This window comes from Microbispora sp. H10830 (genome assembly GCF_014161375.1).
GTDB classification, from domain to species: Bacteria; Actinomycetota; Actinomycetes; order Streptosporangiales; family Streptosporangiaceae; genus Microbispora; species Microbispora catharanthi.
This window is the reverse complement of sequence record NZ_JABBWX010000010.1, coordinates 281,619-295,045: the sequence shown is the minus strand read 5'-3', so window position 1 is coordinate 295,045 and position 13,427 is coordinate 281,619. Positions and strand designations below refer to the sequence as shown.

14 protein-coding genes are annotated in these 13,427 nt (G+C 69.7%); 6 read left to right on the top strand and 8 right to left on the bottom strand.

From position 1 onward, the window contains the following. Positions 1-247 precede the first annotated feature (247 nt). Positions 248-955: a DUF4232 domain-containing protein gene (locus HHX35_RS25660; RefSeq protein ID WP_182901263.1), complete on the top strand. Its 708-nt coding sequence runs from the start codon at positions 248-250 to the stop codon at positions 953-955. 149 nt (positions 956-1,104) lie between these two features. On the opposite strand, the gene ffh is transcribed toward HHX35_RS25660, so the two are convergent. From ffh to HHX35_RS25635, 5 genes are all read right to left on the bottom strand, one after another. Beyond that, positions 1,105-2,652: a signal recognition particle protein gene (ffh, locus tag HHX35_RS25655; protein WP_139580151.1), complete on the bottom strand. Its 1,548-nt coding sequence runs from the start codon at positions 2,650-2,652 to the stop codon at positions 1,105-1,107. A 127-nt stretch (positions 2,653-2,779) separates the two neighbouring features. Further along, entirely contained in the window at positions 2,780-3,331 is a 552-nt protein-coding gene (locus HHX35_RS25650) for an ATP/GTP-binding protein (protein WP_182901262.1), read from the bottom strand. 7 nt (positions 3,332-3,338) lie between these two features. Further along, positions 3,339-3,770: a DUF742 domain-containing protein gene (locus HHX35_RS25645; RefSeq protein ID WP_182901261.1), complete on the bottom strand. Its 432-nt coding sequence runs from the start codon at positions 3,768-3,770 to the stop codon at positions 3,339-3,341. Positions 3,771-3,774: 4 nt separating this feature from the next. Further along, a complete protein-coding gene (locus HHX35_RS25640) occupies positions 3,775-4,203 on the bottom strand; it encodes a roadblock/LC7 domain-containing protein (RefSeq protein ID WP_182901260.1) in 429 nt (142 codons plus the stop codon). Next, positions 4,200-6,977 (bottom strand): nitrate- and nitrite sensing domain-containing protein, encoded by a 2,778-nt coding sequence (locus tag HHX35_RS25635; protein WP_310739303.1) that lies wholly within the window; start codon positions 6,975-6,977, stop codon positions 4,200-4,202. Before HHX35_RS25635 ends, HHX35_RS25640 begins: the two co-directional genes overlap by 4 nt. A 302-nt stretch (positions 6,978-7,279) precedes the next feature. Here HHX35_RS25635 and HHX35_RS25630 point away from each other — a divergent pair, with 302 nt between their 5' ends. From HHX35_RS25630 to HHX35_RS25610, 5 genes are read left to right on the top strand one after another with little or no spacing between them, the layout of a single operon-like run. Beyond that, entirely contained in the window at positions 7,280-8,371 is a 1,092-nt protein-coding gene (locus HHX35_RS25630) for an ABC transporter substrate-binding protein (protein ID WP_310739302.1), read from the top strand. A 19-nt stretch (positions 8,372-8,390) separates the two neighbouring features. After that, entirely contained in the window at positions 8,391-9,164 is a 774-nt protein-coding gene (locus tag HHX35_RS25625) for an ABC transporter permease (protein WP_182901259.1), read from the top strand. Continuing rightward, positions 9,161-9,949, top strand: coding sequence for an ABC transporter permease (locus tag HHX35_RS25620; RefSeq protein WP_182901258.1), 789 nt, complete (start codon positions 9,161-9,163; stop codon positions 9,947-9,949). Before HHX35_RS25625 ends, HHX35_RS25620 begins: the two co-directional genes overlap by 4 nt. A gap of 9 nt (positions 9,950-9,958) precedes the next feature. Then, positions 9,959-10,735, top strand: a complete 777-nt coding sequence (locus tag HHX35_RS25615; protein WP_139580873.1) for an ABC transporter ATP-binding protein — start codon at positions 9,959-9,961, stop codon at positions 10,733-10,735. Beyond that, a complete protein-coding gene (locus tag HHX35_RS25610) occupies positions 10,732-11,736 on the top strand; it encodes a methyltransferase (RefSeq protein ID WP_310739301.1) in 1,005 nt (334 codons plus the stop codon). The genes HHX35_RS25615 and HHX35_RS25610 overlap by 4 nt, the downstream gene beginning before the upstream one ends. 130 nt (positions 11,737-11,866) lie before the next feature. Here the strand turns inward: HHX35_RS25610 and HHX35_RS25605 are convergent, their stop codons facing one another. The 3 genes from HHX35_RS25605 to HHX35_RS25595 all read right to left on the bottom strand — a co-directional run bounded on the left by HHX35_RS25605 (position 11,867) and on the right by HHX35_RS25595 (position 13,420). Beyond that, the gene (locus HHX35_RS25605; RefSeq protein ID WP_182901350.1) at positions 11,867-12,442 is read right to left on the bottom strand and encodes an ATP/GTP-binding protein; all 576 of its coding nucleotides are present in this window, start codon (positions 12,440-12,442) and stop codon (positions 11,867-11,869) included. A gap of 7 nt (positions 12,443-12,449) precedes the next feature. Continuing rightward, on the bottom strand, positions 12,450-12,887 hold the full coding sequence (locus HHX35_RS25600; protein WP_182901257.1) for a DUF742 domain-containing protein: 438 nt from the start codon (positions 12,885-12,887) through the stop codon (positions 12,450-12,452). Between the two features lie 119 nt (positions 12,888-13,006). Next, positions 13,007-13,420, bottom strand: a complete 414-nt coding sequence (locus HHX35_RS25595; protein ID WP_205825907.1) for a roadblock/LC7 domain-containing protein — start codon at positions 13,418-13,420, stop codon at positions 13,007-13,009. Positions 13,421-13,427: the final 7 nt, after the last annotated feature.

Sequence of the window (13,427 nt, the reverse complement as noted above, 5' to 3'; positions counted from 1 at the left end):
TTAGAGCGTGGGTGAGCGGTGTCTCATCGAGTGGGGCACGATGGGAGCCCGCCCGAGGGACAGGCGCGACCGGCGGGGGTGAGAGGGCACCCACCTGGCCACGATGTTCCAGCCTGACATTCTGCCAGATGATTCCCCATGCTCCGCAAAGGACGGTCCCGCCGCCGCCCTGATTTCGGCACGGATGCGCCCATGGCTCCGGAACGGGCATGCGAACTGATCGCGCCGGCAGGCCGTCCAACTGTTCATGCGAGTTGCGAACAGGACCCTCACGGCCGGAGTGGCGGCCCTCGCCCTGCTGGCCGCCGGCTGCGGCACGGGCACCACGCCCTCCGCGGCCGCCGCTCCCCCGGCCAGGACGACGACCCGGCACACGACAACCCCACCCGCCGCGGACACGGGACGGGCCACCGCCGCCGGCGCGGCGTCCGTCCGGTACGGCGCCGCGGCGCGAACCACGGACACACGAAGCACGGGCACACGAAGCACGGCCACACGAAGCACGGCCACACGAAGCACGGGCACGCGAAGCACGGGCGCAGCCCCCGAGCGGTGCCGTACGACCGGCCTGCGGGCCCGGGTGGGACGGCAGGACCCGGCGGCGGGCAACCGCTACGCGCCGCTCGTGCTGACCAACACGTCGGGCAAGACCTGCTGGGTGTACGGCTTCGTCGGGCTCGTCCTCATCGACGGCCGGGGCGACGTGCTGCGCACGCGCACCCGCCGCGAGAGCGTCACCCCGCATCGGGTGACGCTGCGCCCCGGGGCGAGCGCCAATGCCCGGCTCCACTGGACCGTGGTGCCGAGCGGGCACGAGACCCGGTGCCCCTCCTCGGCCCGGCTGATGATCATTCCGCCGGACGAGGTGGCGCATCTGGAGGTCCCGTTCACCGCGACGGTCTGCGACGACGGCAGGATCGACGCCAGGCCGATGGCCCCAGGCGCGAGCCTCTGAGGACACCGCGCGAGCCTCTGAGGAGAACACTGCGCGAGCCTCTGAGGACACCGCGCCGGCCTCTGACGACACCGGCGAGCCTCGGAGAACACGGGACGCGACGAGACAGCCGCCGCCCGCCGGGAACCGGCGGGCGGGCGGTCCGGTCGTCAGTTCTGGCCGGGCAGCTTCAGCTTCGACGGGTCGAAGCCGGGCGGCAGCTCCAAGCCGGGGGGCAGCTGGCCGCCGCCGAGGTTGCCGAGCAGGCCCTTGGGCAGCTTGGGAGCGTCCGAGGACGACGCGTTCGCGCCGGCCTTGCCGAGCGCGGCCTTGCGCGGGTCGCCGCTGACGCGGCGGCCCTTCTTGGGCTTCTGCGCCTTCTGCTTGCGCCCGCCGGGCATGCCCGGGATGCCCATGCCCTGGGTCACCCGCTTCATCATCTTCTGCGCCTCGAAGAAGCGGACCACCAGGTTGTTCACCTCGGTGACCGTCACGCCCGAGCCCTTGGCGATGCGGGCCCGGCGCGAGCCGTTGATGATCTTCGGGTCCTGGCGCTCGCCGGGCGTCATGGAGCGGATGATCGCCGCGATGCGGTCCAGGTCGCGGTCGTCGACCTGGTTGAGCTGCTCGCGCATCTGCCCCATGCCCGGCATCATGCCGAGCAGGTTCTTGATGGGCCCCATGCGGCGGACCATCATCATCTGCTCGAGGAAGTCCTCCAGCGTGAAGCCGTCCCCGGAGACGAGCTTGCCCGCCATCTTGGCGGCCTCCTGCTCGTCGAACGTCTTCTGCGCCTGCTCGATCAGGGTGAGGATGTCACCCATGTCGAGGATCCGGCCCGCCATGCGGTCGGGGTGGAAGGCGTCGAAGTCCTCGAGCTTCTCACCGGTGCTGGCGAACATGATCGGCCGGCCGGTGACGTGCCGCACCGACAGGGCGGCACCACCTCGGGCGTCGCCGTCGAGCTTGGTCAGCACCACGCCGTCGAAGCCGACGCCGTCCATGAACGCGCGAGCCGTGCTCACCGCGTCCTGGCCGATCATGGCGTCGAGCACGAACAGGACCTCGTCGGGCGTGACCGCGTCGCGGATGTCGGCGGCCTGCTTCATCAGCTCCTGGTCGATGCCGAGGCGGCCGGCGGTGTCGACGATGACCACGTCGTGCTGCTGGCGGCGCGCGTGGTCCACCGACTGCCGGGCCACCGCGACCGGGTCGCCCACGCCGTTGCCCGGCTCGGGGGCGTACACCGCCACCCCGGCCCGCTCGGCCATGACGGCGAGCTGCTGCACCGCGTTGGGGCGCTGCAGGTCGCAGGCGACGAGCAGCGGGGCGTGCCCCTGGTCGCTCAGCCACTTGGCGAGCTTGCCGGCCAGGGTCGTCTTACCGGAGCCCTGGAGGCCGGCCAGCATGATCACGGTCGGCGGGTTCTTGGCGTAGCGCAGCCGCCGCGTCTCGCCGCCCAGCACCTCGATGAGCTCGTCGTTGACGATCTTCACGACCTGCTGCGCGGGGTTGAGCGCCTGGGAGACCTCGGCGCCGCGGGCCCGCTCCTTCACCCGGGCCACGAAGTCCTTCACGACCGGCAGCGCGACGTCCGCCTCGAGCAGCGCGATGCGGATCTCGCGGCAGGTCGCGTCGATGTCGGCGTCGGAAAGCCTGCCTTTGGACCGAAGGGAGGAGAAGACCGAAGTCAGCCGGTCGGAAAGCGTCTCGAACACGTGTTTGGCCAGCCTCGAAGCGAGTGGACGGGTCGGTGAACCATCAGTCTCCCCAGACTATCCGCCCGCACGCCCTTCACGCCCGTGCCGGCGGGGCGAGATCGCCGGTCCGGCCCGTTGCCGGTCCTCACCGGACCGCGCTCACGTGGGATGTCAGCGCGTGTTCGACCAGCGTGATCAGGGTGCTCTTGACCGATTCGCGGTCACGGGCGTCGGTGCGGACGATCGGGACCTGGGGCGACAACGTCAGGGCCTCGCGCAGTTCGTCCTCCCCGTGGGTGTACTGCCCGTCGAAGCCGTTGACGCCGACGACGAACGGCAGACGCGCCTCCTCGAAATAGTCCACCGCCGGGAAACTGTCGGCCAACCGCCGCGTGTCGACCAGCACCACCGCACCGATCGCCCCCCGCACCAGGTCATCCCACATGAACCAGAACCGATGCTGACCCGGCGTACCGAACAAATACAAAATCAGATCCCGGTCCAGCGACACCCGCCCGAAATCCATCGCCACCGTCGTGGTCGTCTTGTGCGGCACCAACCCCACATCGTCCACCCCCGCCGAGGCATCGGTCATCACCGCCTCGGTCGTCAACGGCACGATCTCCGACACCGCCCCCACGAAGGTCGTCTTCCCCACACCGAAGCCCCCCGCAACGACGATCTTCGTCGAGGTCAACCCCCGGCTAGAGCCTGCGAAGTCCACTGAGCACCCTTTCCAGCAAGTTCAGATCCGGCTTACCGGCCTCCAACTGCGGCTGATGCACATGCACCAGCCCCTCCGCCGCCATGTCCGCGATCACCACGCGAACCACACCCAGCGGAATCCGCAGCAACGCCGACACCTCGGCCACCGACCGCACCTGACGGCACAGGGAGGCGATGGCCCGAAATTCCGGGGGCCTCGTGGACAGGTCGTAGTGAGTGGTCGTGGCGGAGGAGACCAGCGCCTCCAGCGCGAGTTGCATGCGGGGTGTCGTACGGCCGCCGGTGACGGTGAACGGGCGGACCGGAGACGCGGGCTCCTCGGGGATCGGGGCGCCCGGCTGCCGCCCCCACGGAGTGCCGGGTTCCTGATCCCACGGTTCCGCGCCCGGCGGCTGTCCCCACGGATCCATCCGGTCACCTCCGGGGATAGGACATGGCTTGGAGTTCGGCGCGGACCGCGGGGGTCAGCACCTGGCCCGCCCGCTCCACCAGCAACGTCATCTGGTAGGCCACCAGACCCAGATCGGAGTCGACCGCCGCCAGCACCGCCAGACAGGACCCGTCACTGATCGACATGATCAGCAACAATCCCCGCTGCATCTCCACCACCGTCTGCGTCACCGGGCCACCCTCGAACACCCGCGAGGCACCCTGCGTCAGACTGATCAACCCGGCCGCCACCGCCGCCAGCTGATCCGCCCGGTCCTTGGGAAACCCGTGCGAGAACGCCAGGGGCAACCCGTCGGCGGAGACGACGACGGCGTGCGCCACACCGGGCACCGAACTCACGAAATCATCGATCAGCCAGTTCAGGCCGCGTGCGCCCTGGCTCAACTCACTCATGCGCCGTCCCCTTTCGCGGTCGGGTAGCCCTCGTCTGCACTCAGTTCGCCCCTGGCCACCGCCCGGCCCTGCCGTACGCCCTGCTGCAGGCTCGCGAGCCGGCTGCGGGCCCGGTCGGGCGACAGGAGCGGCTGCGAGGGGGCGGGCGCCGCCGACGCCACCGCGGCCGGATCGGCCGAGCCGGGCACCAGGTTGGCCTTCGGCACCCGCTTGGGCAGACCCGAGGTGGTCGTGCCGTCCGAGGCGGGCTTCTCGGTGGCCGCCGCCGCGGCCTGCCACCCGGCGTCCAGTGACGGGGTGTCCTGCCAGCCGGATTCGGTGTCGGCGGCGGGAGTGCGCCGGAACCAGGCGGACTCCACGGAGGCGAAGATCGGCAGGTACTCCTCGGCCGACGGCCCGGCCTGTGCCCCGCTCGGACGCACGCCGCCCATCTGGACGGGAGCGCCGTGCACCGGCCCGGGCATCGAGACCGGGCCGGTCGTCGCCGGCATCGCGCCGAAGCCCATCGGGGCTGGCCCGGTCACCGCCGGCAGAGGCCCGGTCGCCGCTTCGTCCATGCCGGACGACCGGCCGCGTATCCGGGTGAGCGGATCATGGAGAGCCGGCGCCGCGACCCCGGAGGCCGGCAGCTGCTGACGGCCCCAGCCTCCGATGCCCTGCTGTGCCGTCCCCTGCTCGGCCTGCCGGGGGCTCCAGGCAGGGGCGAACGCGCCCGAGTAGGACTCCGGCTGATTCGCCGGATGACCCATGATGGACTCCGGCAGCAGGACCATGGCCGTCAGCCCGCCTCCGTCGTGCGGCCTGAGCTGGACCCTGATGCCGTTGCGGGCGGCGAGACGGCCGACCACGAACAGGCCCATCCGCCGCGACACCGACACGTCCACCACCGGCGGGTTCGCCAGCCTCCAGTTCGCCTGGGAGATCTCCTCCGACGTCATGCCGATGCCGGAGTCGGTGACGGAGATCATCACGCCTCCGCCGTCGATCCGGTTGCCCGACACCACCACGCGGGTGTCGCGGGCGGAGAACGACAGCGCGTTCTCCACCAGCTCTGCGAGCAGGTGGATGACGTCGTTGACGGCCTGGCCGGCGATCGAGACGTCCGAGGGGAAGTTCAGCACCACCCGCTCGTAGCCCTCGACCTCCGACAGCGAGGCCCGGATGACGTCGGTGATCTCGACGGGCCGGCTCCAGCGGCGTGCGGGCTCCTGCCCGGCGAGGACCAGGAGGTTCTCACTGTTGCGGCGCATGCGGGTCGCCAGGTGGTCGAGCTTGAACAGGTCGCCGAGCCGCTGCTCGTCCTGCTCGCCCTGCTCAAGTCCGTCGATCAGGGCGATCTGGCGCTCCACGAGGGTCTGGGTGCGCCGTGAAAGGTTCACGAACATCGCGTTGACGTTGCTGCGCAGCCGGGCCTCGTCACCCGCCAGCCGGATGGCCTCGCGGTGGACCTCGTCGAAGGCCCGCGCGACCTCGCCGATCTCGTCGGCGGACGCCACGCCGATCGGCTGCACCCCGGCCTGCCCCGCCGAGCCGTCCTCGGACTCGCGCAGCCGCTGCACCAGCGCGGGCAGGCGGTGCCCGGCGACCTCCAGCGCCTCGCTGCGCAGCCGCCGCAGCGGCCGTACGAGAGAGCGCGCCATGACGGCGGTGATGAGCAGGACCAGCAGCAGGACGACGACGACCATGCTGATGTTGACAACGGCCACGTTCCGGTCGGAACTCTGCAGAGCGTCGCTCCGGGCGACGATCGACTTGCTCAGGGCGGCGGTCACGTCACGCATGAGGTCGGCCTGCTCGCTGATCGCGTCGAACCAGCGGTCGGCGTCGGCCCCCCTGCCGCTGAGATTGCGGATGGGCTGCCCGGTGCCGACGAGGTACAGCGCCCGGTCGATGAAGAACCGTGCCCGGTCCACCTTCTGGTCGGTGACCGTGTCGTTGTAGAGCTGCCGCTCGTCGGTGGTGGCCACAGCGGTGAACGCCGCCAGCTCGCTCTGCTCCCTGGCCGTCGCGCCGGTGAAGGCGTCGAGCTCGGCCTGGTCGAGCCGCTGCCGGGCCAGTCCCATGGCGAGCAGCGCGCGCTGCTCCGACACCGCCTCCTTGGCCCGTGCGAGCGCCCCGAGCGCCTTGATGCTCGCGTACAGCCCTTCGTCCGGAACTCCCTGGCCCGCCGCGTCGTACAGCTTCAGCAGGTCGTCGGTGACGAGCCGGTAATTCTCGATGCCGCGCAACGGCGGGAGCTGCGACTCGAGCACGATCTTCCGGAACGCGGTCAGGTCCGTCAGCCGGGCCAGGGCCCGCGACAGGTCCTCCCGGCCGAGCCCGCCCAGCGCGTCCCCGCTCGTCCCGGCCCGGGCGCGCACCTGCTGCGCGGCGGCGTCCACGGCGTCGTGCTGGTTGTTCACGGTGGTGAGCAGGTCTCTGTCGCGACGGCCGCCCGCGACGTACTTGATCGACAGGTCGCGCTCCAGCTGGAGTTCGTGGAGGAGCACGCCGACGTTGCCGACGAGCTCGACGGCCTCGCGCACCCGCTGATACTCGGCGGCGCTGGATATCGAACTCGCCACCCGCAGGCCGCCGAGCAGGACCGCGACGACGGTGGGCAGCACGATCAGCGCGACAAGCCTGGTTCGCACCCGCCAGTTCTTCAGCTGAATCGAGTTGCCGGTCGCGGGCCCGTCGGGCGGCCCGCCGTCCGCGGAGGACGCGCCGCCTGCGGACTCGGCGACCGGTTCGGGCTCGGCGCGGCGACCACTCTCGATCGTTGCTGTCCTCACTGGCGCAACCTCTCGCGCTGAATCTCAGGGGATAAGGCTCCGGGGTCGCTCTAATGCGAGAGCCCGCACATCACCGGGCAATTTGAGCATAAGGCGTCGAGATAGACAAAGAGCTTGGGATTTTGGAGCGGTCCAGAGTTTCGCCCCACCCCAAACGCATATGTGCAGGGTGGCGACGAGCAGGGAGAAGGCAATATCGGACGGAAGATGCACGACGACCTTCATCATGGAACCGGTCCAAGCCCTTGGCCGTAATTACAAATGATGACAGAGGTGATTTAGTCCTCAATTTGACTACAATCGTGACTCAAACACATCGAATCCGTACGGCTCCTGTACGCTTCTCGCCCGTCGCCGTCTATGCGGGACAGACCCGTCGCGGGCGGCCACCTCAACACTCCAGACAAGGAGACTTCATGAGGCTTATAAGGCGTACTCTCGCCGTCGGCGTCGCGGCCGTCCTGACGCTCACCGCTTGCGGCAACTCCGACACGACGTCCTCCTCTTCCTCGGGCAACGGGCTGGAGAAGACGACGCTGAAGGTCGGCACGATTCCGGTGCCGGACAGCGCGCCGTTGCAGGTGGCGATCGAGCGGGGGTTCTTCAAGGCCGAGGGCCTGGAGGTCCAGCCCGAGGTGGTCGCCGGCGGCGCGGTCGCCACCCAGAAGCTGCTGGGCGGAAGCCTCGACCTGTCGCTCGGCGCGTACGTCGGCACTTTCCTCGCCCAGGACAAGGGCGCGGGGAAGTTCAAGTACGTCGCGGACAGTTACGGCGCCGCTCCCGGCGCTTTCGTCATCATGGTCAAAAAGGACTCCCCGATCAAAACTGTTGCAGACCTCAAGGGGAAGACCATAGCGGTCAATGTTCTCAACAGCGTCAGCCAGCTGACCGCCGAAGTGCAGATGAAGGTGGCCGGGGTGACCGCGACCCCGAACCAGTTCGTGGAGAAGAAGTTCCCCGACATGCCCGCCGCCCTGGAAAACGGCCAGGTCGACGCGGCGGCGATGACCGAGCCGGTCATCACGGTGGAATCGAAAGCGGGTGGCCGAATCATCGTCGATGAGATGACCGGTCCGACCGAAAGTCTTCCCATCGCCGGCTGGTTCACCACCGACGCCATCGCGAGCAAATACCCGAAGGCGATAGCCGCGTTCCAGCGGGCACTCGGCAAGGCGCAGGCGCTCGTCGCGAAGGACCGCAAGATCGTCGAGGAGACGCTGCCCAAGTACACCAAGATCGACGCCGCCACCGCGGCCGTCATCTCCCTGGGCTCCTACCCGACCTCCCTCAGCGAGACCCGCCTGCAGCGTGTGGCCGACCTGATGAAGGAGTACGGCTACCTCAAGAACGATCTCGACGTGAAGTCGATGATCCTGCCGCCCCCGGCGAGCTGACGGAGATCCCGCACCTGCCATGGAACACGCACGAGTCCTCCGCGGCGTCGCCGGCGTCGCGGGGTTCCTCGCCGCGGCCGAGATCGTCGGTGCGACCGGCCTGATCGACGACCGCTTCCTGCCCCGCATGTCCACGATCCTCCGCGGCGCGGCGGAACTGCTCGTCGATCAGGAGTTCCTCGCCGACGCGCGTGCCTCGCTCGCCGCCTGGGGGCTCGGGCTGCTGCTGACCGTGGCGGTGGCGGTCCCGGCCGGACTCGCGCTCGGAGCCCTGCCGCCCGTGGAGCGGGCCGTACGGCCGCTGATCGAGTTCCTCCGGCCCATCCCGTCGGTCGCCATCATCCCGCTCGCGATCCTGCTCTTCAGCGACAACCTGCACCTGAGCGTGGCCGTCGTCGTCTACGCGGCGTCCTGGCCGATCGTCATCAACACGATCTACGCGCTGCGGGACGTCGACCCGCTCGCCAAGGAGACCCTGCGCAGCTTCGGGTTCGGCCCGGTGTCCGTGCTGCTCCGGGTGGCGCTGCCCAGCGCGGCGCCCTTCATCGCGACCGGGATCCGCGTCGCCGCCGGCACCGCCGTCATCCTCGTGATCAGCGCGGAACTGCTCGCAGGAGGGGCGGAGGGCGTCGGGATCTACATCACGGAGGCCGCGAGCGGCAACCGGATGGACCTGATGCTCGGCGCGGCCCTGTGGGCCGGCCTGTTCGGCGTCCTGTCCAACACCGCCCTGGTCGCGGTGGAACGCAGGCTGTTCCGCTGGCACGACGTACGCACCGGAGCCGCCCGATGAACGTGATCAGAGCCGTCGGCCGTCTCTGGCTGGTGCCGGTGACGCTCGTGGCCTGGGAGATCGTCACCCGTGCCGCCGAGCAGCCGTTCTTCCCTCCCCCGTCGGCGACGCTGGCCCGGATGGGCGAGATGTGGCTGTCCGGCCCGCCCGCCCATCTCCTGTTGACGGAGCAGGCGATGGACGATTTCGGCCCCAGCCTCGCCCGCCTGTTCGCCGGGTGGACGCTGGCCGCGGTCCTCGGGGTGGCCGCCGGAGTCGCCATCGGCTGTTCTCCCCGCCTGTCCGGCTACCTCGACCCGCTGATCCACCTCGGCCGGGCCGTGCCGCCCCCGCTGCTGGTGCCCTTCTTCCTCGCCCTGCTGAAGCTGAGCACGCCGGCGCAGCTCACGACGATCGTGTTCGGGATCATCTGGCCGATCCTCCTCAACACCATCGACGGCACCCGGACGGTGGACCGGCAGCACCTGGAGACCGCGCGCATCTTCGGGTTCTCGACGGTCCAGCGGCTCACCAGAGTGATCGTTCCCGCCGCGATGCCCAAGATCTTCGCCGGCCTGCGGCTGGCCCTCTCACTGGCCCTGATCCTGCTCATCATCGCCGAGATCCTCGCCGGTTCCGGCGGCCTCGGCTACCGGCTCCTGTCGGCGCAGCGCAGCTACCTCTACACCGACATGTGGGGCTGCCTGGTGGTGCTCGGCCTCCTCGGCTATCTGCTCAACTCCGCGTTCCTGCTGTTGGAACGGCGCGTTCTCGCCTGGCACAGGAACGCCAGGCAGACCACCTAGGAAGGCATCGTGCTCGAGATCACCGATCTGGTCCACTCGTACGGCTCGCATCGCGTTCTCGACGGGGTGAGCATCCGCGCCGCCGAGGGCGAACTCGTCTGCGTCGTGGGCCCCTCCGGCTGCGGCAAGTCCACTCTGCTGCGGTCCGTCGCCGGTCTCATCCGCCCCACCGGGGGCCGGGTGCTGATCGGCGGACAGCCCGTCGATCGCATCCCCGACAACCTGGCCGTCGTCTTCCAGGACTACAGCCGTTCGCTCTACCCCTGGATGACCGCCGCGAACAACGTGGCGCTGCCGCTGCGACGCCGCGGGCTGGACCGGCGGCGCCGCAGGGAGGCGGCGATGGCCGCACTGGACCAGGTCGGCCTGGCCGACGCCGCGGCGAAGTACCCCTGGGAGATGTCCGGCGGAATGCAGCAACGGGTGTCCATCGCCCGCGCCCTCGCCTACCGCCCGTCCCTGCTGCTGATGGACGAGCCCTTCGGCTCGGTGGACGCGCAGACCCGCGAGGACCTGGAAGACCTGGTGCTGCGGGTCTGCGCGCATCACGGCATGACGACCCTGCTGATCACGCACGACATCGACGAAAGCGTCTACGTCGGCGACCGGGTGATCGTCCTCACCCGGTCGCCGGCCCGGGTCGCCGCCGACCTGCCGGTCGACCTGGGCGAATCACGCGACCAGATCGCGACGCGGCAACTCGACGCGTTCGTCCGGCTGCGTGCCGAAGTGGGCCGCCTGGTCCGAGGCGGCTCCCCCACCTCAACTGTTCTGGAGAAGCAGTGATCGACTCCACCGGCCCCGTCTGGGACGCCATCCGCGGGCTCTCCCGGTTCGCCGCGCTCGCCGCGATGGCCGAGCTGAACTGCGCCGAACACCTGGCCTCCGGCCCGATGGACGTGCCGGAGCTCGCCAAGGCGTGTGACGCGGACGAGCTCTCCCTGGCGCGCCTGCTGCGGGAACTCGAGACGGTCGGCGTGGTCCGCGCCGTCGCTCCGGGGACGTACGAGCTGACCGAGGAGGGTCAGACGCTGCGCGACGGCGTTCCGGGCAGCATGCGCTCCGCCCTGCGTACCGCGGCCGAGAACGGCTACTGGTACGCCATGGGCAACCTGGCGCGGACCGTGAAGGACGGGCGGTCCGCCTTCATCGCGCGATTCGGCCCCTTGTACGGCTATTTCCAGGAGCATCCCGAGGCGGCCCGCCTGTTCAACGAGTACATGGCCATCCGCGCGGCGCCGCTGGAGGCCGCTCTGGCCACCACCTACGACTTCACCGGGGTGAAGACGTTCGTGGACGTCGCCGGGGGAACCGGGCACCTGCTGGCGGCGGTGCTCGACCGGCACCCCGGCATGCGTGGCGTGCTCTTCGACATCGCGCACGTGGTGGAGAACGCCCGGGAGTCCCTGAGCGCGCGGGGCCTCGGCGACCGGTGCGAGTTCGAGAGCGGCGACTTCTTCGAGAGCGTGCCCGCGGGCGGGGACCTCTATCTGCTGGCCAGCGTCATCCACAACTGGAATGACGAGGCGAGCCTGCGCATCCTCGCCAACGTGCGGAAGGCGGCTCCCCGCCACGCCCGGGTGCTGCTGCTGGAAATGGTGCTGCCGGACGACGCCACGCCGCACATCGGCAAGGACCTCGACATGCGCATGCTCGCGGTGACCGACGGCGGGATGGAGCGCACGTTGAGCGAACACACGCGACTGCTCGACGAGGCCGGTTTCACACTCTCCCGCGTCCTGCCGCTGCCGGCCGGAGCGAGCCTGATCGAGGCCCTGCCCCGCTGAGCCGGGAGTGCCTCACGAAGGCCGCCCTCGTGGCTGATCTTCCCTGGCCCCATGGAAAGTCCGAGCCCGCGAGGAGTTTCCATGGGGTGGAGCAGGCGCCGCCGGGCCACGCCCAGCAGAGCGCGCTCTGTCAGACACGACCTTGGTGGAAATTGGGGCCGGGCACGGCGACCCGCATGGTCAGCGCGTGTTCGACGAGGGTGATCAGGGTGCTCTTGACCGATTCGCGGTCACGGGCGTCGGTGCGGACGATCGGGATGTGCGGCGACAACGTCATCGCCTCCCGCACCTCCTCCTCGGCGTGCGGGTACTGCCCGTCGAAGCCGTTGACGCCGACGACGAACGGCAGACGCGCCTCCTCGAAATAGTCCACCGCCGGGAAACTGTCGGCCAACCGCCGCGTGTCGACCAGCACCACCGCACCGATCGCCCCCCGCACCAGGTCATCCCACATGAACCAGAACCGATGCTGACCCGGCGTACCGAACAAATACAAAATCAGATCCCGGTCCAGCGACACCCGCCCGAAATCCATCGCCACCGTCGTGGTCGTCTTGTGCGGCACCAACCCCACATCGTCCACCCCCGCCGAGGCATCGGTCATCACCGCCTCGGTCGTCAACGGCACGATCTCCGACACCGCCCCCACGAAGGTCGTCTTCCCCACACCGAAGCCCCCCGCAACGACGATCTTCGTCGAGGTCAACCCCCGGCTAGAGCCTGCGAAGTCCACTGAGCACCCTTTCCAGCAAGTTCAGATCCGGCTTACCGGCCTCCAACTGCGGCTGATGCACATGCACCAGCCCCTCCGCCGCCATGTCCGCGATCACCACGCGAACCACACCCAGCGGAATCCGCAGCAACGCCGACACCTCAGCCACCGACCGCACCTGACGGCACAGCGTGCTGATCGCCTGGCGTTCCGGGGTGAGCATGGAAAGGTCCTGGTGCATCACCGTGGCGGAGGACACGAGTGCCTCCATGGCGAGCTGGAGCCGCGGCGCCGTACGCCCGCCGGTGACGGCGTACGGCCGCACCAGTGAGCTCTGCTCCGTCGGCGCCGGCGTCGGGACCGGGTTCGTGCCGCCGTACTGCCGGTGGGCGTCGTCCACCGGCGGATAGGCCTCGTTATTCCAGCCGCCGCCTGCCACAGCGTCCTCCTGACCTTTTCGCTCTCGCTCCGGAACCCGGCGGCCGTCCCGGCCGCCCCGCTCAGGGCGTCTTCCCCGATCTGTCCTCCACCGCGTGCCTTACTTCGCGGGGTCTTCCGTCACCGCGGGTGAGACGCCTGGAGCTCGGCGCGAACCGCGGGGGTCAGCACCTGGCCCGCCCGCTCCACCAGCAACGTCATCTGATAGGCCACCAGACCCAGATCGGAATCCGCCGCCGCCAGCACCGCCAGACAGGACCCGTCACTGATCGACATGATCAGCAACAACCCCCGCTGCATCTCCACCACCGTCTGCGTCACCGGGCCACCCTCGAACACCCGGGAGGCGCCCTGCGTCAGACTGATCAACCCGGCCGCCACCGCCGCCAGCTGATCCGCCCGGTCCTTGGGAAACCCGTCCGAGAACGCCAGAGGCAACCCGTCCGCCGACACCACCACGGTGTGCGCCACACCCGGCACGTTGTTCACGAAGTCCGTGATCAACCAGTTGATGCCGCGCGCGGCCTGGCTCATTTCCCTC